The sequence below is a fragment of the Tessaracoccus sp. OH4464_COT-324 genome, assembly GCF_003932855.1.
Classification (GTDB): domain Bacteria; phylum Actinomycetota; class Actinomycetes; order Propionibacteriales; family Propionibacteriaceae; genus Arachnia.
Genome location: NZ_RQYZ01000025.1, coordinates 1 through 23,430, shown reverse-complemented (window position 1 = coordinate 23,430; position 23,430 = coordinate 1). Strand labels below are relative to the sequence as shown.

Annotated in this window: 21 protein-coding genes; 9 read left to right on the top strand and 12 right to left on the bottom strand. The window is 65.9% G+C overall.

The genetic code is table 11. The features are described from left to right. Window positions 1-109: 109 nt before the first annotated feature. A complete protein-coding gene (locus EII42_RS10915) occupies window positions 110-1,135 on the bottom strand; it encodes a YdcF family protein (protein ID WP_158676489.1) in 1,026 nt (341 codons plus the stop codon). A 73-nt stretch (window positions 1,136-1,208) separates the two neighbouring features. Here EII42_RS10915 and EII42_RS10910 point away from each other — a divergent pair, with 73 nt between their 5' ends. The 5 genes from EII42_RS10910 to EII42_RS10900 all read left to right on the top strand — a co-directional run bounded on the left by EII42_RS10910 (window position 1,209) and on the right by EII42_RS10900 (window position 6,156). Continuing rightward, window positions 1,209-3,554, top strand: a complete 2,346-nt coding sequence (locus EII42_RS10910; protein WP_125172162.1) for an excinuclease ABC subunit UvrA — start codon at window positions 1,209-1,211, stop codon at window positions 3,552-3,554. Between the two features lie 756 nt (window positions 3,555-4,310). Then, window positions 4,311-4,460, top strand: a complete 150-nt coding sequence (locus EII42_RS12990; RefSeq protein WP_158676488.1) for a hypothetical protein — start codon at window positions 4,311-4,313, stop codon at window positions 4,458-4,460. Continuing rightward, window positions 4,414-4,803 (top strand): O-methyltransferase, encoded by a 390-nt coding sequence (locus EII42_RS10905; RefSeq protein WP_158676487.1) that lies wholly within the window; start codon window positions 4,414-4,416, stop codon window positions 4,801-4,803. The genes EII42_RS12990 and EII42_RS10905 overlap by 47 nt, the downstream gene beginning before the upstream one ends. A 9-nt stretch (window positions 4,804-4,812) precedes the next feature. Then, entirely contained in the window at window positions 4,813-4,977 is a 165-nt protein-coding gene (locus EII42_RS12985; RefSeq protein ID WP_158676486.1) for a hypothetical protein, read from the top strand. A gap of 630 nt (window positions 4,978-5,607) precedes the next feature. After that, window positions 5,608-6,156: a hypothetical protein gene (locus EII42_RS10900; protein WP_125172158.1), complete on the top strand. Its 549-nt coding sequence runs from the start codon at window positions 5,608-5,610 to the stop codon at window positions 6,154-6,156. A 29-nt stretch (window positions 6,157-6,185) separates the two neighbouring features. On the opposite strand, the gene EII42_RS10895 is transcribed toward EII42_RS10900, so the two are convergent. The 3 genes from EII42_RS10895 to EII42_RS10885 are packed head-to-tail and all read right to left on the bottom strand — an operon-like array spanning window position 6,186 to window position 12,368. Beyond that, complete coding sequence (locus tag EII42_RS10895) at window positions 6,186-7,196, bottom strand: dihydroorotate dehydrogenase-like protein (protein WP_125172156.1); 1,011 nt, start codon at window positions 7,194-7,196, stop codon at window positions 6,186-6,188. After that, complete coding sequence (gene nifJ / locus EII42_RS10890) at window positions 7,180-10,755, bottom strand: pyruvate:ferredoxin (flavodoxin) oxidoreductase (RefSeq protein ID WP_125172153.1); 3,576 nt, start codon at window positions 10,753-10,755, stop codon at window positions 7,180-7,182. Before nifJ ends, EII42_RS10895 begins: the two co-directional genes overlap by 17 nt. Continuing rightward, a complete protein-coding gene (locus EII42_RS10885; protein ID WP_125172196.1) occupies window positions 10,752-12,368 on the bottom strand; it encodes an NAD(P)-binding protein in 1,617 nt (538 codons plus the stop codon). Before EII42_RS10885 ends, nifJ begins: the two co-directional genes overlap by 4 nt. Before the next feature lie 280 nt (window positions 12,369-12,648). On the opposite strand from EII42_RS10885, the gene EII42_RS10880 reads away from it, so the two are divergent. Next, the gene (locus tag EII42_RS10880; RefSeq protein ID WP_125172152.1) at window positions 12,649-14,241 is read left to right on the top strand and encodes a hypothetical protein; all 1,593 of its coding nucleotides are present in this window, start codon (window positions 12,649-12,651) and stop codon (window positions 14,239-14,241) included. A gap of 33 nt (window positions 14,242-14,274) precedes the next feature. Here the strand turns inward: EII42_RS10880 and EII42_RS10875 are convergent, their stop codons facing one another. The 8 genes from EII42_RS10875 to EII42_RS10840 all read right to left on the bottom strand — a co-directional run bounded on the left by EII42_RS10875 (window position 14,275) and on the right by EII42_RS10840 (window position 20,475). After that, window positions 14,275-15,213: a WD40 repeat domain-containing protein gene (locus tag EII42_RS10875; RefSeq protein WP_125172150.1), complete on the bottom strand. Its 939-nt coding sequence runs from the start codon at window positions 15,211-15,213 to the stop codon at window positions 14,275-14,277. 23 nt (window positions 15,214-15,236) lie between these two features. Next, window positions 15,237-16,364: a hypothetical protein gene (locus EII42_RS10870; RefSeq protein WP_125172149.1), complete on the bottom strand. Its 1,128-nt coding sequence runs from the start codon at window positions 16,362-16,364 to the stop codon at window positions 15,237-15,239. A 3-nt stretch (window positions 16,365-16,367) separates the two neighbouring features. Further along, window positions 16,368-16,670 carry a hypothetical protein gene (locus EII42_RS10865; RefSeq protein ID WP_125172147.1) on the bottom strand — a complete coding sequence of 101 codons (303 nt, stop codon included), beginning with the start codon at window positions 16,668-16,670 and terminating at the stop codon, window positions 16,368-16,370. Continuing rightward, window positions 16,671-17,243 (bottom strand): hypothetical protein, encoded by a 573-nt coding sequence (locus EII42_RS10860; protein ID WP_125172146.1) that lies wholly within the window; start codon window positions 17,241-17,243, stop codon window positions 16,671-16,673. Then, entirely contained in the window at window positions 17,240-17,734 is a 495-nt protein-coding gene (locus EII42_RS10855) for a hypothetical protein (RefSeq protein ID WP_125172144.1), read from the bottom strand. The genes EII42_RS10860 and EII42_RS10855 overlap by 4 nt, the downstream gene beginning before the upstream one ends. Window positions 17,735-17,981: 247 nt before the next feature. Beyond that, window positions 17,982-18,287 carry a FeoC-like transcriptional regulator gene (locus EII42_RS10850; RefSeq protein ID WP_199729863.1) on the bottom strand — a complete coding sequence of 102 codons (306 nt, stop codon included), beginning with the start codon at window positions 18,285-18,287 and terminating at the stop codon, window positions 17,982-17,984. Then, window positions 18,284-20,221 carry a ferrous iron transport protein B gene (feoB, locus tag EII42_RS10845; RefSeq protein WP_125172143.1) on the bottom strand — a complete coding sequence of 646 codons (1,938 nt, stop codon included), beginning with the start codon at window positions 20,219-20,221 and terminating at the stop codon, window positions 18,284-18,286. The genes EII42_RS10850 and feoB overlap by 4 nt, the downstream gene beginning before the upstream one ends. Next, on the bottom strand, window positions 20,218-20,475 hold the full coding sequence (locus EII42_RS10840) for a ferrous iron transport protein A (RefSeq protein WP_125172142.1): 258 nt from the start codon (window positions 20,473-20,475) through the stop codon (window positions 20,218-20,220). Before EII42_RS10840 ends, feoB begins: the two co-directional genes overlap by 4 nt. A gap of 187 nt (window positions 20,476-20,662) precedes the next feature. Here EII42_RS10840 and EII42_RS10835 point away from each other — a divergent pair, with 187 nt between their 5' ends. From EII42_RS10835 to EII42_RS10825, 3 genes are all read left to right on the top strand, one after another. Then, complete coding sequence (locus tag EII42_RS10835) at window positions 20,663-21,754, top strand: peptidoglycan bridge formation glycyltransferase FemA/FemB family protein (RefSeq protein WP_125172192.1); 1,092 nt, start codon at window positions 20,663-20,665, stop codon at window positions 21,752-21,754. Window position 21,755: 1 nt separating this feature from the next. Beyond that, window positions 21,756-22,784, top strand: a complete 1,029-nt coding sequence (locus EII42_RS10830) for an alanine racemase (protein ID WP_125172141.1) — start codon at window positions 21,756-21,758, stop codon at window positions 22,782-22,784. Between the two features lie 244 nt (window positions 22,785-23,028). Beyond that, window positions 23,029-23,430, top strand: a 402-nt coding sequence (locus EII42_RS10825) for a hypothetical protein (protein ID WP_199729862.1), incomplete at its 3' end; no start/stop codon positions are given.

Genomic DNA, 23,430 nt, shown 5'->3' with positions numbered 1-23,430 from the left:
TCGGAACTGCCGTTGGAGCGTGAGCCCCGGGCCCGACGAACTGGGCCCGGGGCTCCCTTTTTTGTTTGATCCGGTGCGCCGCAGCGCGGCGCGACTTCCCCAACGGGCCCTACCCGATCACCCACCCCAACGCCCCGAGGATGAGCGGCAGCGCTGCCAGCGCCAGCATGCACGCCGAGAACACCTTGTGGTCGCGGATCAACGCCAGGAATTCGCGCACCATCGCCGCCGGCCAGTAATAGCGCGCAGTTCGGCACCCCACGGCGTAGCCGCTGATCCCGGCGCGCCGCATCATCGTCGCACCCCGGAAAGCGTGATAGTCGCTGGTGGCCACCGCCACCGGCCCGGTCACACCGTATTTGCGCAGCAGCTCGGCGGAGAACTCCAGGTTCTCCCGGGTGGTGGTGGAGCGGTCCTCCAGGACAACGAGGTCACTCTTCGCGCCCTGCTCCAGCGCGTAGTCGCTCATCGCTTTCGCCTCGGGGATTCGCTCGTCCGGGCCCTGCCCACCTGACAGCACCAGCAGCACGTCACGGTTGTCGTCCCAGCCGCTGCGCGCCAGTCGCAGGCCACGGTCGACGCGGCGCGCCAACAGCGGCGAAACCGTGAGCCCGTCGCGCAGCCCAGCCCCCAGCACGACGACGGCCCCCACCTGCCCGCCGAAGCGGGCGAAGTACCAGTTGTAGAACAGGGAGTAGCACAGGAAGCAGAAGAACCCGAAGCCGAGCGCAACGAATATCGGGCTTACCAGGAACAGGGCGACGCTGATCGGGCTGCCGTATATGCCGAACACGGCGAGGCAGATCAGGTAACCAAGGATCAGCGCACCAAGAAAGCCGATAATCATGGTCGCCCGCGTGAGTCCCTCTTTACGCAGCATCGTGCAGAAGTTGACGCACAGGAACACCCCGAGAATCACCGGAGAGAACAACAGCAACGCGAGCAGGGCAATGTTGCCGAAGGCCAGCACCGGCCCGGCGTAGGGGATCTCGGGAACCTGGTTCAGCCAAGCCAGCACCTGAGCCAGCAGAGCCAGCAGCGCGAAGGTGAACAGGAACCCCGGCCACACGGAGCGCGGCTCCACACGAAACCAGATCGCGAACGGCACCAAACAGAGCAAGAAAATCACCCACATGAAACCAGCATCCCATCTTTCACCCAGACAAATCCGCTGGGTAGGATGGACGGTCGGCCGGTTAGGAGAACTGATGCACCCAGCAGACTCACACGACGTGATCCGGGTCCGCGGGGCTCGCGAGAACAACCTGCGCGACATCGACGTGGATCTGCCCAAGCGCCGACTCACCGTGTTCACCGGGGTGTCCGGCTCGGGAAAGTCGTCGCTGGTGTTCGACACCATCGCCGCCGAGTCACAGCGGATGATCAACGAGACCTACCCCGCCTTCGTGCAGGGTTTCATGCCGGGCCTGGCCCGCCCCGACGTCGACCATCTGGAGGGCCTCACCACGGCCATCATCGTCGACCAGGAGCGGATGGGCGCCAACCAGCGCTCCACGGTGGGCACGGTAACCGACGCCAACACCCTGCTGCGCACCCTGTTCTCGAAGATCGCCGAGCCACACATCGGCTCGCCCAACGCCTACAGCTTCAACGTCCCGTCGGCCAGCGGCTCGGGCTCGATCAAGGTGGAGAAGGCGGGCGGCCGGGTGGTGCGCGAGGCCAGACAGTATCGCGTGCTGGGCGGCATGTGCCCCGGCTGCGACGGGCTGGGCGCGGTCTCCGACCTCGACCTGGCTGAGCTGTACGACGACACGAAGTCGCTGAGCGAGGGGCCGTTTCGGATTCCCGGGTTCAACGCGGATGGCTGGAACGTTCGGGTCTTCATCGAGTCCGGTTTCTTCGATGCCGACAAGCTCATCCGCGACTACTCGCCGCGCGAGCTGGAGAACCTACTGCACCGGGAGAACACCAAGGTGAAGGTGGGTGGCATGAGCCTCACCTACACAGGGCTCATCCCGGCCGTGCGGAAGTCGTTCCTGGGCAAGGATCCCGACGCGATGCAGCCCCACATCCGTGCCTTCGTGGAGCGGGCGGTCACGTTCCGGCCGTGCCCGGAGTGCGACGGCACCCGGCTCGCGCGCGAGGCCCGCTCCTCCCTGATCGCGGGCAAGCACATCGGCCAGGTTTGCGCGCTGCAGATCACCGACCTGCTGGCGTGGGTGCGCACCATCGACGATCCACGGGTGCGCCCCGTCGTCGACAACCTGGTTCGGCTGCTCGAATCCTTCGTCGATATCGGGTTGGGCTACCTCGCGTTGGACCGCCCGTCGGGCACTCTCTCGGGCGGGGAGGCGCAGCGCACCAAAATGATTCGGCATCTCGGGTCGTCGCTGACCGATGTCACTTACATCTTCGACGAGCCCACCGCCGGACTGCATCCTGCGGACGTCGAGCGGATGAACGAGCTGCTGCTCAAGCTACGCGACAAGGGCAACACGGTGCTGGTGGTGGAGCACAAGCCGGAGGTGATGGCGATCGCCGACCACATCGTCGACCTGGGCCCGCACGCGGGCACGCTGGGCGGGGAGGTGGTGTTCTCGGGCAGCGTGGCCGGGCTGCGCACCGCCGCGACGCTCACGGGGCAGCACTTCGCGCACCGGGCCGCGTTGAAGCGTGCGGTGCGCACACCGTCGGGGGCGATCGAGATTCGCGACGCGCGCCTCAACAACCTGCGCGGGGTGGATGTGGATCTGCCGCTGGGCTGCTTGACCGTGCTGACCGGCGTGGCCGGGTCGGGTAAGAGTTCGCTGGTGGAGTGCATCCCGCGCTCGCTCGACGTGGTGCGGGTTGACCAGTCGCCGATCCGCGGCTCGCGCCGCTCCAATCCGGCCACCTACACGTCGGTGCTGGATCCGATCCGCAAGGCTTTCGCGAAGGCGAACGGGGTGAAGCCCGCGCTGTTTTCCGCCAATTCGGCAGGCGCCTGCCCGACGTGCAACGGCCTGGGCGTGGTGATCACGGAGTTGGGCTACCTGCAAACGGTTTCGACGCACTGCCTGGACTGCGACGGCCGCCGGTTCCAGCCCGAGGTGTTGGAGCATCGTCTGGGCGACCGCAGCATCGCGGACGTGTACGAGATGAGCATCGACGAGGCGTTCGACTTCTTCTCGGCGAAGGAGTCGCGTGTTCCCGCGGCGGGGAGGATCCTCGCGGGGCTGCGCGACGTCGGGCTGGGTTATCTGACGCTCGGCCAGGGGCTGGATTCGCTGTCCGGCGGCGAGCGGCAGCGCCTGAAGCTTGCCGCGCAGCTCGCCGACGGGGCCTCGACGATCATCCTCGACGAGCCTACGACGGGCCTGCACCTAGCGGATGTCGACAATCTGCTGGCTCTGCTGGATCGGATCGTGGACGGCGGCCGCTCGGTGATCGTCGTGGAACACCACCTGGCGGTGATCGCGCACGCGGATTGGGTGGTCGACCTGGGCCCGGGCGCCGGGCACGACGGCGGCACGGTGGTGTTCCAGGGTCCGCCCAAGGAGTTGTGCGCCGCCGACACCGCCACCGGAAGGCACCTGGCGCGCTACGTCGCCTGAACTCTTCAGCTTCGGGTTGGGTCGCCCCGGGGGCCGTTGCCTAAGCACGGGTACTCAGGTCGCAGCTTCCGCGACGATCAGTTCAGGTCGGCGCTGACTAGGAACTTCGCTCTCGCCAGGCGCCCGCGAGGCGCGGCTTTGGGCCGCGAAAGATGCGGAAGCTACCGACGAGGGCCGCGCGGTACTCAGCCAAGATTGAGCTATTTTGCTCAGGAAATCTGACCCGGTTCGCCTTTACCCTTTTGCCGTAGGAAACCTTCCAGGAGAAAAATGATCGACAATTACGACCCCCATTTCTATCCATAGTCAGCAAACATCCGCTTTGCCTGTCTCGATAATCCACCGAATTTCCCTGTCCGGTAGCTAGTCACAGAAAGGAGTCGCTAACCCGCTTTCCCGGAATCTGAAACGTCGCACGTTTCATGCGATAAGTCCCTCAGGCCTTCGCATAGACTGAGATGTCCGGGGAAAGGGAACGAGTATTTACTTCGGAAACCCTACATTCCATCCCCCGGCCGCAGCCGGGTAGCGGCGACTGGCTCATCCCCGCTACCCGGCTGCGGTCCCCCAGGTCATGTGACATCTTTTGACCCCGGCCCAGGCCGTCGAGCACCCGAGTCCATGCACCCAGATCGGCCCCAGCCAGCGCCGACACCCGCCCGCGCCGCGAAAAACGCCCCGAAAGACACAAGCCGGGGCAGGCGTTGAGGCGGGCCGAGCCGAGGACGATCAGCTCCGAGGTACCACGCTAGGCGCATGAGCGAGACCCGCCCCTTCTCCACCCCGGCCCCGGCGCGCCACTACCCGGCCGCGTCGGCATGGCAGGCCGTCGACGGCTACTTCACTGAAGCATTGGTCCGTGAGGACGTCGCCCTGGCGTCCGCCCAACGCCGAGGTATCCCCTAACCAGGGCGCCTTCCCGGGCTTGGTCGCGCAGCTCGCAGGGGCCAGGAGAATCCTAGAGTTCGGCACCTGGCCTGCTATTCCACCGTCTGGCTTGCGCGGGCCGTCGGACCTGCCGGGGGAAGTCGTCACCCTGGATTTGGGGCCGCAGAATGCCGAGGTGTCCCGCGCCAACTTCGCGCTGGCCGCAGTCGCCGACCGGATCACCGTGATCGAGGGCCCCGCGGCGGCCGAGTCCGCTCAAAGGCTCATTGAGCAGCAAGCAGGACCGCTCGACATGGTCTTCATCGACGCCGACAAGCCCAGCAACCCCGCCTACCTTGGAGCGGCACTCCAGTTGACCTAACCGGGTACCGTGATCGACAACGTGGTCCGCAACGAGCGATCTGCCGACGGTTCCGTCCAAGGCGTGCGCGCCGTCGTTGACCCGATCGCCGCCGGTAGGGCACCCACCGCGGCAGCGCTCCAAACCCTCAGCCTCAAGGGGTGGGACGGTCTCATCATCGCCCGCAGAAGCTAGCGCAGGCGCGCGCCCTCGTCGCCGGGGCCGCCGATGGGAGCCGCCTCGCATGAGCCTCCCCGATTTCCGGTCTTTCAACAGGCCGCCCGGGGGCCACGACCTAAGCACCCGTACTCAGCCCACCACACCCCCGACGATCAACCCAAACCGCCGCCGACAACGCACTTTACTCTCACCAACCGCCAACAACGCGCGAGCGAAGCCCCCGAAAACACCCCCCACGACCCCACGATACTCAGCCAAGATTGAGCTATTTTGCTCAGGAAAACTGACCCACACCACCCCTAACCTATTTGTTGTAAGCACCTTTCCAGGAGAAAACATGACCAACGAATACGACCCAAACTTCCACACCTAGCAACACACCCCAAGAAACCCTTGTTCAATGATTAGTCACAGAAAGGAGAAACAAACCCGATTCCCGGACAAAACGCTACTCAAGTGATCAAATAACCGGCAAACCCCAGGTCATCATCAAGACCAACAACCCCGGGAAAAGGGAAACCGTGTCTTCCTGAATAACCCTACACCCCACCCCCCCCTGCCGCAGCCGGCCCCCACCCCAGGGTCGGCTGCGGCCACCCCAATCAATTACCTATCCGTAACACTGCAAAAGCGAAAGCGCAGCAAATGAGCATCAAACCCAGAATTGTCCTGTGCGGCCTACTTGCCTGCCTGACCATCAGCTGTTCACCGCTCGCGGACTCGATACCCGCGTCGAAGAGTTCTTTCCCAAAGCCCGAGCCCTCCGCCACGAATACTTCGCTCGGTACGGAAAAACGCTCCGGCGGCTCGCGAGAGACCAACGAAATCGACTTTGCCGCCATCGACAAGCGTTACCGGCCGCTTCTCGACGATCTGCGCTCCGAGCTGGATAAGGCGACCGAAAAACAGAAGTGGCGCATCAGTAAGGCCACGGCTACCCAGAAAACGAAGGACCTGCTGGTCTCTGCTGGTTTCTCATTCGCCATCACCCTGTCCCCGCCAGACCCGAAAGCGGCGCAGGCGGCTTTCGAGGCAGTCGCCAGCAAGCACGGCTTTGGGCGACCAGTTGCCCAACACGACCCGGCCAGCGGCGCGGCGCACTTCCATGCCGACCGCGGGGACGAACACCTGTGGCTCAAGGTCAAGGAAGGCGAGATCAAGCTCGGGCTGGACATCCTTTACCGCACCGAATGACCAGCCCATGCCCCAAACGCGAACGCCGCTCAGGACAGCGAGCCGTAGGTTGATTTCGCCTGCTGCAGAGCGCTGACGTACCCCGCCCGCTCGTAGGCGGTAGCTGAAGTTTCCTTCGGAACGGCCAACATCCCCCGCGCCACCTCCAGCGGGAGCTGCTGCGCGGTGAGCCACCGCTCCAGCCCCTCGACGAGGACCGCAGCATAGGCCGGGCCGCGCCGCACCAGCGCGGACGTCGTCATCACCACGTCCGCCCCGGCCAGGATGTACTTCACCACATCCTCGAACGTATCAACGCCGGTGGTGGCCGCCAGCGACGCCCGCACCTTGTCCCGCAGAATCGCGATCCAAGTGCGCGGCAGCTTCGCCTCGGCCGGCGACGACAACGTGACCTGCGCCTCCACGCTCAGCCGTTCGATGTCGACGTCGGGCTGCAGGAACCGGTTGAACAGCACCAGCCCGTCCGCGCCATGCTGATCCAGTTGCAGGCACATGTTGCCGATTGACGAAAAGTACGGGCTCAGCTTCACGGCAACCGGGATGCTGATGCTGCTCTTCACGGCATCCACGATCTCCAAATGCCGCCGCTCCACCTGTGTCCCAGAGGTGTGCAGGTCGCCGGGGACGAAGTAGATGTTGAGTTCGAGCGCGGCCGCGCCCGCCTCCTCCAGCTGGCGTGCCGTCGCCGTCCAGCTGCCCACCGACTGCCCGTTCAGCGACGCGATCACCGGCACGTCGACGGCGCCCGCAGCCTGCTCGATCAGTTTCAAGTAGGTGTGGCTCGGCTCGTCGTGCACGCGCGGCACCGAGGGAAAGAAGCTGGTGGCCTCTGCGAACGCGTCGTCGTAGAGTTCCTCCAGCTCCGCCACCCGCTCCGCCTCGCGACGCAGCTGCTCCTCGAACAGGGAGTACACGACGACCGCGCCGACACCGCCGTCGGCCAAAGCCTTTATGCCCTCCACCGACTGGCTGAGCGGGCCAGCGGACGCCACCACGGGATTCCGCAGCGACAAGCCTAGATACTCAGTGCTGAGGTTCATGACCTTCCCTTGCGTTGGCCGCGAAGCGCTCCGCCCCGCGGGATGCCAGTTCTTCGTATTCCTGCCAGCGACGATTCACCTGGGCCTGCGCGAGCCCCAACAGCCGCTCAGCCTCCTCCGGGTTCGCCACCCGCAACACCTTGTAGCGCAGCTCCTGGCGCTGGTACTCGTCGAGCGTGAGTCGCGGCCGCGGCGAATCCAGCAGGAACGGGTTCCTGCCCGCCTCGCGCAGCACCGGGTTGTAACGCATCAACGGCCAGTGCCCGGAGTTGACTGCGTTGTACTGCTGCTCCAGCCCCCGACGGATGTCGAAGCCGTGCGCGATGCAGTGGCTGTAGGCGATGATGAGGCTCGGCCCGTCGTATGCCTCCGCCTCCCGGAAAGCCTTCAGCGTCTGCTGCGGGTCGGCGCCCATCGCGACACGCGCCACGTACACGGTGCCGTAGGCGGTGGCCTGCAACGCAATGTCCTTCTTGTTGGTCAGCTTGCCGCCCGAGGCGAACTTCGCGACGGCGCCGAGCGGCGTCGACTTCGACGACTGGCCGCCGGTGTTCGAGTAGACCTCGGTGTCCAGCACCAGGATGTTGACGTTGCGCCCCGACGCCAGCACGTGGTCCACGCCCGCGGACCCGATGTCGTAGGCCCAGCCGTCGCCGCCGACGATCCACACCGAACGCCTGAGCAGGTGATCCGCCACGCTCATCAAGTCGGTCACCTTGGGGCCGGAGAGTTCGGCGAGCCGATCCATCAGCCGCTCCACCCGCTCCCGCTGCGCCACCAGGTCGGAGCCCATGCGCTGCTCGCTGTCGAGCAGCGCATCCACTAGGCCGTCGTCGCCGATCTCGCGACGCAGCTCGACGAGCCGGGCGCGAGCCAGGTCGGTGTGCACGTCCGCCGCGAGCCGCAGGCCGAGCCCGAACTCCGCGTTGTCCTCGAAGAGAGAATTAGACCAGGCCGGGCCGCGGCCCTCGGCATTCTTGCTCCACGGGGTCGTCGGCAGGTTGCCACCGTAGATCGACGAGCAGCCGGTGGCGTTCGCCACGGTGAGCCGATCACCAAACAACTGGGTGAGGAGCTTCAGGTAGGGCGTCTCGCCGCAGCCCGAGCACGCCCCCGAGAACTCGAACAGCGGCTCCAGGAACTGCGTACCGCGCACCGTACCGAAATCCACCCGTTCACGCCGGTTGTAGGGGATGGTCTCGAAGAACTTGACCGCTGCCTTCTCCTCCTCGCGCTCCAGCTTCGGCTCCAGGTTGATCGCCTTGCGGTGCGGTTGGCCGATCGGCTGCACCGGGCAGGCCTCCACGCACAGCCCGCAGCCCGTGCAGTCCTCCGCGTACACCTGCAGGGTGTAGCTGGTGTCGGGCAGGCCGGCGGCATTCAACGGCGCAGTCAGGAATCCCGCAGGCGCATCCGCCACGGCCCCCGTCGGGTAGGACTTGGCGCGCAGCACTGCGTGCGGGCAGACGAAGGCGCAGTTGCCGCACTGGATGCACGCCTCGGGATCCCACACCGCGATGATCTCCGAGATGTTGCGCTTCTCGTACTTGGTGGTACCCGACGGGTAGGTGCCGTCATCGGGCAGCGCCGAGACGGGCAGATCGTCGCCCTTACCGGTCAGCATCTGCGCGGTGACTTCCCGCACGAACTCGGGCGCATCGTCGGGCACCGGGGCCAACAGGCCATGCTCCGAGGAGCCCCCGCGAGGCACTTCGATCAGGTTGCTGACTGACTGGTCCACCGCGATGTGGTTCTTGCGCACCACCTCGGCCGACTTACGAGAATAAGTCTTGGTGATCGCCCGCTTGATCTCCTCGATGGCCTCGTCGCGCGGCAGCACGCCCGAGATCGCGAAGAAACAGGTCTGGAGGACCGTGTTCGTGCGCGAGCCCAGGCCCGCCGCGCGCGCCACGTGACCCGCGTCGATGGCGTAAACCTTCAGCCCCAACTCGTCGATCCGACGCTGCATCGGCTCCGGCAGCCGCTCCCACGTCTCCGCCCCGTAGGGGGAGTTCAGCAGCAGCGTGGCCCCCGGTTTCGCGAACTCCAGCACGTCCACCCGCTCCAGGATCGACCAGTGGTGGCAGCCGATGAATCCCGCCTGGTTCACCAGGTAGGGGGCCCGGATCGGATTCGGCCCGAACCGCAGGTGCGAGACGGTGCGCGAGCCCGACTTCTTGGAGTCGTAGACGAAGTAACCCTGAGCGAAGGTATTGTCGCGGTGGCCAAGGATCTTGATGGTGTTCTTGTTCGCGCCCACCGTGCCGTCCGAGCCCAGACCGTAGAACACCGCCGCGAGCGTCTCCGGGTCGGAAAGGTCGAAGCTCGGGTCGAAATCGAGCGAGAGGTGCGTCACATCGTCGGTGATCCCGACGGTGAATCGCGCCTTCGGCTCGGCGCTGGCCAACTCGTCGAACACGGCCTTCGCCATCGCCGGGGTGAATTCCTTGCTCGACAGCCCGTAGCGGCCGCCGATCACCGTGGGCAGCTGCTCGCGCTGCCCCGCCGCCACGGATTCGCTGAGCGCGGCCGCCACGTCGAGGAACAGCGGCTCGCCGGAAGCCCCGGGCTCCTTGGTGCGGTCCAGCACGGCCACACGTCGCACAGTCTCCGGCAGCGCCGCAAGCAGCTCGGCCGCCGGGAACGGCCGGTAGAGACGCACGAAGAGCACGCCAACGCGGCCGCCCTCACCGTTCAGGTGATCGACGACGGGGCGCACCGCCTCCACGCCGGAGCCCATGATCACCACGACGCGCTCGGCGTCGGGTGCGCCGTGATACTCGACGAGGCGATAGCTGCGCCCGGTGAGCTCGGCGAAGTCGTCCATCGCCTGCTGCACGATGCCCGGCACCCGCAGGTAGTAGGGGTTGGACGTCTCTCGGGATTGGAAGTAGGTGTCGGGGTTCTGCGCCGTGCCTCGGATGAACGGGTTCGCGGGGCTCAGCGCCCGCGCGCGGTGGGCGAGCACCAGCTCGCCCGGCACGAAGGAACGCAGCTGGTCGTCGCTGAGCTTGGTCAGGGTGTTGAGCTCGTGGGAGGTGCGGAACCCGTCGAAGAAATGCACGAACGGCACGCGGGACTCCAGCGTCGCGCGGTGCGCGATGGCGGCCATGTCGTGGCTTTCCTGCACGTTCGCTGAGTTGAGCAAGCTCACGCCGGTCTGCCGGATGCCCATCACGTCCTGGTGGTCGCCGAAGATCGACAGGCCTTGCGTGGCCAGTGAGCGGGCCGCCACGTGAAACACCGACGATGTCAGTTCGCCCGCGATGCGGTACAGGTTGGGGATCATCAGCAGCAGCCCCTGCGACGCCGTGAACGTCGTGGTCAACGCGCCGCCCTGCAGCGCGCCGTGCATCGCGCCGGCCGCGCCGCCCTCGGACTGCATCTCGATGACGGTGGGCACCTGGTCGAAGATGTTGCGCCTGCCGTGGGCCGACCACTCGTCGGCCAGCTCCGCCATCGTCGACGACGGGGTGATGGGGTAGATGGCGCACAGCTCGCTCAGCCGATAGGCGACGTCCACGGCCGCTTCGTTGCCATCGATGATTGCCTTGCTCATCGCCTGCCCTCCGGAATCATCTCGATGGCGTGCACCGGGCACTGCTCGTAGCAGGTGGCGCAGCCAGTGCATTTGCTGTAGTCAAATCGGTATCGGTTGCCGGGACCGAGCTTGATGACGGCGTCCTCGGGGCACGCGCCCAAGCAGCCATCGCACTCGAAGCAGTTGCCGCAGCTCAGACAACGGGCCGCCTCGAATCGGGCCTCCTGCTCGGTGAGGCCCTGCACGATTTCCGTGAAACTCTCCAGCCGCTCCTCCGCGTCGGCTTCCTGGTGCTTGCGGCGCTCGTGCCCGCCGAAGTACCAGACGTTCATGTCCTCCAACCGCACGAGCGGGTGCTTCTCCGTCAGTATCGGGGACTCCAGGTTGAGCCAGGCATCGATCCGGCGGGCGGCTTTCTTGCCGTGTCCGGTGCCAATGGTGACGGTGCGATCGGAGGGCACCGCGTCACCGCCAGCGAAGATGCCGGGCACGGAAGTCATCAGGGTGTTCGGGTCGACGTCCACCACATCGTCGTGGAAGGTCAGGCCGGGGATGTCTCGCAGGAAGTGGGTGTCCGCCTGCTGACCCACAGCGAGGATGACGGTGTCGGCTTCGAGCCGCTCGAAGCGGCCAGTTCCGCGGGCCTTGCCGTTTTCGTCGATTTCCATAATCTCGACGGTGAGGTCGTCTGCGTTCATCTGGGTGATGGTGCGCAGCCAGTTCATCTTCACGCCCTCGCGCTCGGCTTCGAGTCTCTCCTCCTCGTGTGCCGGCATGTGTTCCTGGGTGCGGCGGTAGATGATCACCGACTCCTCGGCGCCCAGGCGACGGGCCACCCGCGCGGCATCCATTGCGGTGTTACCGCCGCCGTAGACGGCGACGCGCCGGCCGATGAGCGGCCGCTCGCCGGAGGCCACGTCGCGTAGGAAGGACACCGCGTCCACCATCTTCGACGCATCCATGCTCGGGATGTTGACGCGTTTCGATATGTGCGCGCCCACCGCGACGAAGACGGCATCGAAGCCGCCCTGGCGCTGCGTCTCCAGCAGGTCCTTCACCGGGCTGTTCTGCCGGATAACGACCCCCAAGTCGAGCAGCCGCTGGATCTCGGCGTCGAGGATGTCCCGCGGCAGCCGGTACTCGGGGATGCCATAGCGCATCATGCCGCCCGGCTTGTCCCCGGCGTCGAAGATCTCTACCTCGTGACCGAGCCGGGTGAGGTGGTAGGCGGCGGACAGCCCCGACGGCCCGGCTCCGATGATCATGACGCGCCGGCCGGAGCGCCTCCTGGGTGGGGGGTAGCGCCAGTTGTGTTCCAACGCGAGGTCCCCCAGGTAGCGCTCGACGGAGCGGATCGATACCGCTGCGTCGAGGTCTCCCCGGTTGCAGGCGGTCTCGCATGGGTGGTAGCAGACCCGGCCATGAATCGCAGGGAATGGATTGTCCTCTACCAGCTGCAACCAGGCCTCGTGCGCCCGACCAGCCTTGATCAGCCGCAGCCACTCCTGGATGTTCTCGCCTGCGGGGCAGGCGTTGTTGCACGGGGGCAGCATGTCCAGATAGATGGGACGCCGCTCCCGTACCGGCCCGACGCGGCCCCGCTCCTTGGCGAGGTCTGGCACCACGGTCATGTCTTTGCGCTGCTGTTCCACTCCAACCTCCTACGACGCTGTGTCGTAAGCGTAGTTCCAGTCGGGGTCGATTAGCACCCATTTGGGCGACTTTTGGCCCAATAAATGTCCCGCGCACGGAAAAACTATTTACACAAAGTTTACCTAGTCAATTCTTTGCCGCGTCCGGGCATCGGATGCTTCGCCGAAGCCAGACCTCAGTCGAAAACGCAGGAAAACCCGCGGAGCCCGCAGACCGGCCGGTAAAATGGGCGGACCAGCTTGGAAAGTGGGCGAAACCATGAGAAGAGTCTTTATCCCGCTGCTTCCCCTACTCCTGCTCGGCTGCTGGCCCGGCGCCCAGCCGGAAGGCCCCAGTCCCTCGGCCGCCGGGCCCGGCGCTCCGAGCACCGCCTTGATCGACGAGTCGCACAGCGCCACCGACCCGCTCGCAGTCGTGATCGACACCTCGTCGACGATGACCTTGACCGACTTCGGACCGGGCCCGCGCATCGACGCGGCGCGCGACGCCGTGGTCCATATCGCCCGCAGCCACCCCAACACCCCCCTGACGGTGGTGGGAGCCTCCGCCCAGGTCAACGACTCCGAAGACCATGCGGAGCGCGGCTGCTCCGATGCTCAACCCATTTGGCCGCAGAACATCCCGGCGAGTGACGAGCTGCAATCCGCGCTTGCCGGGCTCCAGTTCGGCGGCTGGTCGACACTACGCCCCGCGCTGTACGAGGCGAGCGGCTCCAGCGACACCCCCCGGCAGCTGCTTCTGCTGGCTGACGGCCGCGACGACTGCGGCTCCCCCACCCTCTGCGAAGCCGCGAAGTCCATCGCCGAGCAGGGCAACAGAATCTCCGTCGTCGCTCTGCGCACCACGGAACCCGACCTCGAATGCGTCGCCACGGCTGCAGGCGGCTTCTTCACCACCGCGGACAACCGGGAGCAGCTCATCGCGCGGGCCCGCGCTGCCGTTGACCCGCCTCGGGCCGCCAGCCTGCTCTCCCCGAGCGGCTACCAGAACGTCGGCATCGGCATGGAGATCACGGGAATCCAAGACCGGCACCCCAGCTTCCCGCAGCTCGACGCATCCGCCGAACCAGCCCAGCTGGACGGGAAAACCCTCCAGGTGGTGCAGTGGCGCGACGCCAGCTGGTACTTCGACGGCCCCACCCTCAAAGCGATCTCCACGAAGGACCTGCCGACGATCGACGGCTACCGCGCGGGAAACCCGGTACTCGACGCGGAGCGATTCCTCGGCGCCCCGGTAGCCCGGCAGGACTCCACGCAGGGCGCAACGCTGCTCTATCCGGCGAACCTGAGCGGCCTGTCCTGGCGTCTCACGGTCGACGATGACCGGATCACCGACATCATGCTGTGCGACTGCGGCCTACCCGGCACCGACGGCCTGACTCTCTCCTTCCGCGGAATCGGCGGGCTGCGCTTCGGCCAGCGCGACCTGGAGGAGTTGGGCGCTATCCAACGCATCGACGATCCCTGCCGGACGTTCACCAGCTCCGAGCGCTACCAGCGGGCGGGCGTGAGCCTCGCTCTCGCCGACGAGGAGAACGGCGACCACCGGCTCACCGAGATCACCCTGCTCGCTGACGAGGGCGAAACCTCTGTCGCCCGCACCTACGCCGGGGCTGCCGCTGGCATGACCTTCCGCGAGATCCGCACCCGCCACCCCGAGATCCAATTCGAGGTGAAGGAGGGCAACGGGGGACGGTTCTCCGTCGCCTCGATCCGATCCGGCAGCCAGGAGATGGCGTTCCTGCGGGATTGGCGCGCCGACGACCCCGAGGGGGTGCCGTTCCACGACGACGACGTGATCCGCACCATCACGGTGCGGGAGCACTCCCCCTGGATGTTCGGCGACTGCTGAGGGGCAAGCTTCAGGGGCTGTAGCCGTCGAGCCCTATAGGCCGCGGCCCCAGGCGGTGAACTGCAGCAGGGTTTCGCCGGTGTCCAGGCGGAACTTGCTCACCTCGTCGTTGCCGATCTGGTATCCCCACTCGCCCTCGGGCGAGATGAGCAGCCCCTGCCACTCGCCGGGGGCCTCCCGGCTGCGCAGTTTCCCCGTTCGTGGATCCCACAGCAGAAAGGTATTTCCCCCGACGACGACCGCCAGTTCACCGCCGCCCGGTACCCAGGCCGCGCAGGAGAGTTGGTCGGGGAGTTCCAGCTGCGCCTCCTCGGTCAGGCTATCGGCCTGCAGCACCCGCAGCACTTTCGCGTCGACGATGCAGAGGGCGGCGCCGTCGGGGCTCCACCCGATTCCTCTCACTCCGTCCAGGAAACGGCTGGGGGCGTCCTCGTCGGTCAGGGAAACGAGCCAGGCTCGATCCTTGTGTGTCATGAGCAGCTGGCGCCCGTCGGGGCGCGGGATCAGGGCGGCAGAAGTGCTGCGCTCCGGGGCGGGCAGGGAGCGCAGCAGCCGACCGTCCCTGACGTCCCAGAAATGCAGCCGGCTGTCCGCTCCGCTGCTGAGCAGCTCATCACCGCCCGGCAGGTATGCGATGCGGTAGAGCCCGTGGTAGTCAGCCAGCCAAACCCCATACCCATGCCCGGGCAGCACCGCCTCAAACTCGAAGTCGAGGCTCAATTGGAGCAGGATCTGCTGCTTTGGCGCCCGCCGGGCGATCTGGGGCCGGCTCGGGTGCCACGCCAAGTGGCGTTCGATATCTTCCACCCCGTTCCTGGTGGGCGTGAAGCGCAGCAGCCGGCCGCTGATTGTGCACCAGATCCGCACCTCGCGATGGGTGAGCGCCGCCAACTCCTTGCCGTCCGGGGACAACACGCACGACTCGGCCACCAGCTGCGCCTCTGGCGTTCTCGGGTAGGGAAAGTTGTACACTTCTCACACCTCCGGGAGTTTGGTTACTTTCCTCGACCCGTTGCTCGCTCCACCAGTTCTCGGAAATCCTCTTCGTTCATCATGTCGATGTATCTTCTCCCCATACGGTGCGCGTCCCGCTCCAGCGGCTGGTAGACGTACGTGGCGTACTTCTCGTCCAGTTCTCTCTCCGACGCATACTGTTCCTTCGGAGGAGCAGCCTCTTGGTAGCCCCTCTCGAACCGGTTATACCGCATTCGCTCCACCTCGTGAACGGTGAGGCCGCGGGGCCTGAACTCGTCGTCTTCCCATCTTGTTTTCATCTTCTCGATTTCGCCTTCATCCTTGCGTCTATAGATATCCATCAAGACAGCCTGGAGCGCATGCCTGGATTCATGCGCCACGACATGGAAGATGCTCATAGTGGAAGGCCCCTCTAGCTTCAGGCTCGGATCGAAGTAGTTCTTGTTTATCTGGAGCGTGTACTGAGAGGTAACCCACCTGCCATTGCCTCCAGTATAATCGAAGTCGATATTCGGCATGAAGAGGCGGTTCTCCTCGAATACTTCCTCCACCATGAGGCGAGCCACGGCTTTGCGCTCCTCCGCGCTGAGGCCGTCCCAGATCCGCTGGATCTCCTCGGGAACTATCCCCCGCACGTCCCTCATGTCGTCCGGGGAAACCAGCGGCTCCGGCGCCATAACAGCTGCCAGGTTGTTCTGTATGATGTCCAGCGCCCTCCTCTGTTCCTCCTCCATTCTCCCCTTGACGTCCGCCAAGGTCCACAACACGAAGGCCGGCCCCCAGGTGACGGCGAGCGACGACCAGTCGGTAAGCTTATCTGCGCAGTCCTGGGCGATTTCGTCCATCCGTTTCCGCCCATTGGCGTGGGCCTCGGCCGCGGTTTCGTAGGCGACGGCCGTCCGCATAGCTGCGTCACTCAACGCGTCAAGGCCGTTGCTGGAGGAGTCACTACCATTCATGTACTCCCGGAGGGCATCCACGGCCAGCCCTTCATTGTCCAGCTCGATTCTGTACACACCCTCACGCGCAATGTGACTCGCTAAGCGCGCGGAATGAGCAACCAATTTCCAGATATCGATCTGCTTCGAGTAAAAGTCGCTCAGATCCTCAAACCTGACTATCTTCGTAAAGCGGTAGATTCGCTCCATTACTCATTCCTCCCAGTACCGTTTTGCGAGTTTTTCGTTGTTATCCTCGGCTTCCTCATAGTTCTTCCCGGTGGCTATCATCTTGTCGGCATCACTCCAGATCTTGAGTGGCGCGGCCTCCAAGGTGAGGAGCCACTCCTTATTGATCTCAAGCGCATACATCACCAGCACCTGCCAAGCCAGCGAACTCCCCTCAGGGCGTTCCATCGGCTTCACCACAGGATCCGTACGCCTCTGAAAGAACTCAGCTGCCTCGTTAAGCCGCTTCCCGGAGTCGAACCACGAGCCCTTATTCCACCTGGTCATCTAGGCACCCCACTTCATGAACGCTTCGAGAATCGATGCCTCGTCCCGAGGCTGCTCAGCCGGCCCCGAGGCATGCGCAACAAACTCCGTCACCAGCTCCATGAACACCCGCTCCTGGTATTCGATCGCCTTGTTCAGGCAATCCTGGACCACCTTCTCGACGTTTCGCCGACCGGCGGCTGGCCTAGCGTCGAACCGGAACCGCACCAGGGTGAGGTCGTCCAGGTAAGCGCTCACCCCCTCACCCTCAATTCGGTGCAGGCGGGCCTCGTCAACCTCCCGCGTCGTCGTCCCACGCCGCGCGCGGCCAGTCGAGCCGCCGACGGCGTCGGTGGGATACCACCCCGACCCCAAGCCTCCAGCTTGCGCCGTCAGCTCTGCCACCTCCTCCTCGCAGGCCTCCGTCATTCTTCCAAAAGCTTCCACGACGCTGTCACCGACCTCATCCCAGTCGGCCACCGTCTGGGCGTCAAGCCGAAGCTGAACGTCGATCACGCGATTGTTCTCCAGCGTCACCTGCACCCGACGATCCGAGCTCAGGCCCTGGGCACGCAACACCTTCTCCAGCCTCATCGCTTGGCCTCCCCCCACTCAATCAGCTGGAACCAGCTGCTGCCGCCGCCGGTGTCGAGGATCCGGTCCAGCCCCGGGCCCACGAGCTCCTGCTCGGCAACCTCGACGCCCCGGTGCAGGCACACGTCGTAGATGTCCGCCACCCTCAGCACCCGCCAGGGGCGCGAGCGGCTGCCGTCGCCCGAATCCAGGATCGTGCGCAGCCCGAGACGCGCGAGATAGCGTTCCACCTCGGCCGCCTCGCGCGAACCCAGCGCTTCGTGGCAACGCGCCATGCAGTGATGGGCCGACGGGTTCAGCGCCCAGCGCGGCATCCCCCGGACCATGCGCACGACGGCGTCGGAGTAGCGCCCCTGATCCTCCAGACGAAGCGCATCCAGCAGCGCCACGTCATCGGCGGGGGCGGAGAAAACACTATTCAGGATGTGGTGCCAAGACCTGGCGTCACCCTTGTCCTGCCATGTGACGATGTCCTCCAGCAAATTCATCATGCCCACAAGGCTATTGCCCGCCAGGCCAGCGCCGAATCACGTCTGGGCGCTCTGGGCTTCCCGAAGCGGCTGAGCCCGCCCCGAGCGGTCCAGCAGGCGGGAGGCCGCCGTCGCCGGCTCCCACACCGAAACCCCTGCTCAAAGCCTCATTGCCTTCGAAGGCGGCACCTCAGGCCGTCCACCGAATAAGTATCCTGCCTGGCGGGCCCTGAGTACCCGAGCTCAATTCGAAATTGAGGCCGGATGCTCACACCTTTTCCGCCGAATCCGGCGGGCCTTCCGGGCGTTGGGAAAGCCGCAGGAGCACCGGCCCCCGAGCACCCGACGAGCCACAGCCCGCCGAGCCGTCGGACTTCCCGGACGGACAGGTGCCGCAACCCTCGTCCGGGCACCCGCTCGACAGCTGTTCAGAGACGATCCGCCCCATGCGCTGCAGGTGCTCCAGCGCCGCATCGACGACGTCTCCGCTGAGCCCGGTGCGGGCAGCGATCTCCATGCGCGTACCCGCACCCTGGGCCATCGCGCCCGCCACCTGGCTGAGGGGCCCACTCACCAGAAGAGCCGCCCAATCTGGAAGATGAGCACGGCCATGCCCCAGGCGGTGGCCAACTGCACCGCCATGCCGAACATCGACCACTTGAAACCGATCTCCCGGATCTGGGTGGCCACGACCGCCATGCACGGCGTGTACGCCAACAGGAACACCAGGAACGCCCACACCGCAGGCAGTGGATGCCCACCGGAAGACTCCTCGAACGCCTGGGTGATTTTCTCGCCCAGGGGTGCGTCGTTGCCTGTCTCCTCCGGATCTTCGACGGCATAGGTCTGCGCCCACGACGAGATCACCGCCTCCTTCGCCACAAAGCCGGTGACCAGGGCGCCCGTCGTCTCCCACGTGCCGAACCCGGCCGGGGTGAAGACCGGGGCCACGGTCTTAGAAACGGCCGCATAAGCCGAGTCCTCCGGATCCAGGTCACCGAACGACCCCGTGCCGGTAACAGGGATGGATTGCAGCGCAAACACGACGGCGACGGTGACAACGATGATCCCCGAAGCGGTCTGCAGGAAACCCTTCAACCGGAGCCAGGTGACGCTCGCGGTGAGGCGAAGCGTCGGCACCTGATAGGGCGGCAGATCCATGATCAGCGGCTCGGAGCCGAGCGTGCGCCACAGGATGTTTTTCAGCAGCAGGCCCGTGAAAACGATCAGGGCGATCGAGATCAGGTACATGATGAACACCACGGTTCCCGCATTGTCCGGGAAGAAGATCGTCGCCATCAGCACGTAAACCGTCAGCCGGGCCGAGCATGACGTGAACGGCACCAGCAGGGCTGCCAGAATCCGGTGCTTGCGCTGGGCCAGTGTTCGGGTGGCGGAGATGCCCGGCACGTTGCAGCCGAAGCCCACGATCAACGGCAGGAAGGCCTTTCCGGGCAGGCCGATCCAGCGCATGATGCGATCCGCGACGACGGCCGCCCGGGCCATGTACCCGGAGTCCTCAAGGATCGCGAGAAGGATGAACATCAGCGTCATCAGCGGGATGAACGGCATCAAGGCACCCACACCCGCGATGATGCCGTCCACGAGCAGCGCGGTCAGGATTTCGGGCGAGCCGATGGCTTCCAGCCCAGCCTGCGCCCACTCGGTGATCGGTCCCGTGACCAGGCCCTCCAGCCCGTCCTGTAGCGGCGCCGCGACGGTGGTGGTGATCTGGAAGACCAGCCACATCGTCGCCAGGAACAACAGCGGCCCGAGGATGGGGTGCAGGGCGATCTTGTCGAACTGCTCGGAGCGGGTACGACGACCGGTCGAACCGTCCACCGTCGCGGCTTGGACTGCATCCTCGATCCACGCGAACCGCGCGTCGGCCAGGGCGAACTCGTCGGCCTCGGGGTCAACGGCGCGCGGCTCGGGCGCGGGGTCGCTCAACGCTCTCGCGACTGCCTTCTCCAACTGCTCCAGCCCCGTGCGCCTGCGTGGGTTCACCTCGACGACGGGCACGCCCAGCTTCTCCGTGAGCTTCTCCGCGTCGACGCTGATCCCGTGACGCTCGGCGATGTCGGTCATGGTGAGCGCCACCACGACCCGGTAGTTGTGCTCGCGCACCTGCGACACCAGGTACAGCGAACGGGAGAGGTGGGCCGCATCGACGGTGATCAGCACGAGCGCGGGCCGCTCATCCTCCGGCGTTTCGAGCAGCAGTGCTTTCGTGAGCGCCTCGTCGGGTGAGTTCGGGTCGAGCGAGTAGGCCCCCGGAAGGTCCAGCAGGTCGTAGGTTTGGCTTCCCTTCCAGGCTCCCCGCCCCACCTCGACGGTGGTGCCGGGCCAGTTGCCCATCGTCCGGCGGGCGCCGGTGAGGGCGTTGAAGAGCGTCGATTTCCCGACGTTTGGCGAGCCTGCGAGCGAGATGATCGTCGACCCCTTGGGGGCCACGGCACCCGTGTGGTCGCAGTGGCAGGAGACTACCGGTTTCGTGGCGCTGCTCATGCTGAGGTCACCTCAATGCTTTTCAGGGTTGCGGAATCGAGCGCGATCTGGGCGCCGGCGACGCAGACGACGCGGCCGCCGCCAGCGGTCTTCTGCCCGGCCTCCACCTTGGCTCCCGGACGGATACCGATCTCGGCCAGTCGACGCACCGTCGGCGCGCTGTAGTCATTCATCTTCACGCGCAGCACCGTTACCTGCTGCCCCGGAACACAGGCGGCCAGGTTGTCGGCCGCGTCCGCAGTTTTCGCACTCATGACGGGAATCCTACGCCCAACACTTAGGGAAGGCTTGCCTTACCCCAAAATTTATCAAGAAGAAAGTGACGATTAGGTATCGCACCTAGCCAGAGATCGCTCGGTCGCGGCGAGACCCCAAAACTCGCCCAGCGCGGGTAGATTGGCTGGCGTGACGATCCAGGTTCGCCCCATCCCAGCGGAGCAGATGCTCGACTTCATCCAGACCCGAGGCAGCGCCTCCTTCCTACAAACCCCCGCGTGGGCGTCGGTGAAATCCGACTGGCGCGGCGACACCGTCGGCTTCTTCGCCGACGAGCAGCTGACCGGCGTCGGGCTGATCCTCTACCGGCAGCTGCCCAAGCTGAAGCGCTACTTGGCCTACCTGCCGGAAGGCCCAGTGCTCGACTGGGACCTGCCCGACTTCTCCGCGCACCTCGACGCGCTCGTCGCCTACGCCCGGCAGCAGAAGGCGTTCGCCGTGCGCATCGGACCCGCCGTCGTACACCACAGGTGGACCGCCACAACCATCAAGGCCGCCATCGCCGACGATAGCGTGATCCGCCTCAGCCAGGTCCCCCCCGACGTGGTCGAAGCAGCAGGTGAGCGCATGGTGCGCGACCTGCGCTCTCGCGGCTGGGTGACCGACTCGTCGGGCGAAGGATTCGCCGCCGGGCAGCCCCGGTTCAACTTCCAGCTGCCGCTGCGCCACCCCGACGGCACCCAGAAAACCGACGACGAGCTGCTGGCCGGCATGAACCAGCTGTGGCGGCGCAACATCAAGAAGGCGCAGAAGATGGGGGTTGACGTGCGGCTGGGCACCCGCGATGACCTCGCGCGCTTCCACGAGATCTACCTGGAAACCGCCCAGCGCGACGGCTTCACTGGCCGTTCCCTCGGCTACTTCCAGCACATGTGGGACGTGCTCAACGCCGAGGACCCGGACAGAATGAAGGTCTACCTCGCCGAGCACGAGGGCGACCTGATCGCCGCCACCACCTTCGTCACGGTGGGTGAGCACGCCTGGTACTCCTACGGTGCCTCCACCAGCGCGAAGCGGGAGATGCGCGGCTCCAACGCGGTGCAGTGGCAGATGATCCGCGACGCCAACGCCGCCGGCTGCGCCGTCTACGACCTGCGCGGCATCGTCGAAGGTGTTGGCGCGGACCACCCCGAGATCGGCCTCATCCAATTCAAGGTAGGTACCGGCGGCGAGGCCGTCGCCTACCCCGGCGAGTGGGACTACCCGATCAACAAGGTGCTGTACAAGGCATTCGACATCTACATGAAGAGGCGCTGACATGCTGAAACTGACCGTGGAGGCGACGCGTTGGCACGCCCACCTGCGCCGGGTGGTGGACGAATGCCCGGGCATCGTGCCGGTGGCCAAGGGAAACGGGTACGGCTTCGGTAACGCGCTGCTGGCGCGCGAGGCGCTCCGGCTGGGGGCGGACACGTTGGCGGTTGGCACCGCGCATGAGGTGGCCCCGGTGAAGGCGTCCGGGTGGGAGCGCGACATCGTCGTGCTCAACCCTTGGCGGCCGCACGACGCTCTCGCCACGCGGCTGCTGGCCGACCCCCAGGTGATCACGACGGTTTCCCGGGTGCCCGACGTGGCGCGGGTAGCGGAGTTGCAGCCGGGGGCGAGGGTCGTCGTCGAGTTGGAGACCTCGATGCACCGGCATGGGATTGCCGCCGACGAGCTGCCCGGCCTCAGCCTGGAGGGGGTGGATGTTGTGGGGTGGGCCGTTCACCTGCCCGCGGAGGGGTCGCTGGCCGAGGCCCGGCATCTCGCGGCCGCCGTAACCGTCTCCGCCGCCCCCGGAAAGCCGGTGTGGTTTTCCCATCTGGGCTTCGACGACTACCGGACGCTGGCGGCGGAGCTGCCCGCGCCGCCCCGGATGCGTGTCGGGACCCGGCTGTGGCTGGGCGACAAGGGGGCCTACCGGGCCACCGGGACCGTGCTCGACGTACGGCGCCTGCCCAAGGGGACCGCCGTCGGATATCACGGCACGCGCACGCCCAAGGACGGCTGCGTCGTGGTGATCTCCGGCGGCACCGCCCACGGCGTGGCGCTGGCCGCACCCGCCACTGCGCACAGCGTGCGCCAGCGTCTGATCCCGCTGGCGGAGGGCTTGGCGGAGGCCCGCGGCCAAGTGCTGTCGCCGTTCACCGTGGCGGGGGCGAAACGCGTGTTTGCGGAGCCGCCGCACATGCACGCCTCCTTGGTGTTCGTTGACGGCCCCGGCTTCCCCGCACAGGTGGGCGACGAAGTGCCGGTCAATGTGCGGATGACCACCACCACTTTCGACGAGGTCGTTCTCTCCTGAGCGGGGCTGTCCTAGAAAGAAACGGTGTAAGTGGCTCCGTCGCCCGGCGGGGCAGGTGAGTATGTCGCTGTGGGTACGGGCACCTAGGGGTGGGTGTGGGGAGTGAGTATGTGGGCTCATTTTTCGTGTTGGTTGGGGTGGGGTGGTGGTGTGTGGCCGGGTGGGGTGGCATTCTTGGTGGTGGCTGCCGGCCTGGGCTTGCCTGGCGTTGGTGGGCGGGCGTTTGATCAGAGAGGATTCCGCTGTGCATGTTGACTATTTTGATGATGAGTATGATCCGTTGGCTCCGGTGTTTTACTCGGATGAGGGTGAGGCTGGTGATGATGGTTTAGGGGATGTGCCGGCCGCGGATGGTTTTGGTGCTGGCCGGGACGTGCTGGCCGAGCGGGAGACGGCGGCACGGGAAGCGGCAGAACTCGCGGCCGCGCGGGGTGGTTTCTTGGCGTTCTCTCGGGCTGCTGGTGAGGCGGTGGCGGTGGCGCAGGAGCGGGTTGAGCAGGCGCAGGCCAGCTTGGGTTGTTTGGTGGGGGATGATGGTGGTTTTGGTGCTGGGGGGTTGGTTCGGGTTTGGTTTGATCGGGGTCGGCGGTTGGAGCGGGTGCGGATCAGTCCGGTGTGGCATCGTCGGCTTCGTTCGGGGTGGGAG

Bases quoted from the DNA above. Each gene is read 5' to 3' on its own strand.
- EII42_RS10865 (WP_125172147.1), bottom strand. From the start codon at position 16,670: ATGACCAGGTGGAATAAGGGCTCGTGGTTCGACTCCGGGAAGCGGCTT.
- EII42_RS10880 (WP_125172152.1), top strand. From the start codon at position 12,649: ATGAGAAGAGTCTTTATCCCGCTGCTTCCCCTACTCCTGCTCGGCTGC.
- EII42_RS10840 (WP_125172142.1), bottom strand. From the start codon at position 20,475: ATGAGTGCGAAAACTGCGGACGCGGCCGACAACCTGGCCGCCTGTGTT.
- feoB (WP_125172143.1), bottom strand. From the start codon at position 20,221: ATGAGCAGCGCCACGAAACCGGTAGTCTCCTGCCACTGCGACCACACG.
- nifJ (WP_125172153.1), bottom strand. From the start codon at position 10,755: ATGAGCAAGGCAATCATCGATGGCAACGAAGCGGCCGTGGACGTCGCC.
- EII42_RS10830 (WP_125172141.1), top strand. From the start codon at position 21,756: ATGCTGAAACTGACCGTGGAGGCGACGCGTTGGCACGCCCACCTGCGC.
- EII42_RS10910 (WP_125172162.1), top strand. From the start codon at position 1,209: ATGCACCCAGCAGACTCACACGACGTGATCCGGGTCCGCGGGGCTCGC.
- EII42_RS10900 (WP_125172158.1), top strand. From the start codon at position 5,608: ATGAGCATCAAACCCAGAATTGTCCTGTGCGGCCTACTTGCCTGCCTG.
- EII42_RS10835 (WP_125172192.1), top strand. From the start codon at position 20,663: ATGCTCGACTTCATCCAGACCCGAGGCAGCGCCTCCTTCCTACAAACC.
- EII42_RS12990 (WP_158676488.1), top strand. From the start codon at position 4,311: ATGAGCGAGACCCGCCCCTTCTCCACCCCGGCCCCGGCGCGCCACTAC.
- EII42_RS10860 (WP_125172146.1), bottom strand. From the start codon at position 17,243: ATGAGGCTGGAGAAGGTGTTGCGTGCCCAGGGCCTGAGCTCGGATCGT.
- EII42_RS10895 (WP_125172156.1), bottom strand. From the start codon at position 7,196: ATGAACCTCAGCACTGAGTATCTAGGCTTGTCGCTGCGGAATCCCGTG.
- EII42_RS10915 (WP_158676489.1), bottom strand. From the start codon at position 1,135: ATGTGGGTGATTTTCTTGCTCTGTTTGGTGCCGTTCGCGATCTGGTTT.
- EII42_RS10855 (WP_125172144.1), bottom strand. From the start codon at position 17,734: ATGATGAATTTGCTGGAGGACATCGTCACATGGCAGGACAAGGGTGAC.
- EII42_RS10870 (WP_125172149.1), bottom strand. From the start codon at position 16,364: ATGGAGCGAATCTACCGCTTTACGAAGATAGTCAGGTTTGAGGATCTG.
- EII42_RS10885 (WP_125172196.1), bottom strand. From the start codon at position 12,368: ATGACCGTGGTGCCAGACCTCGCCAAGGAGCGGGGCCGCGTCGGGCCG.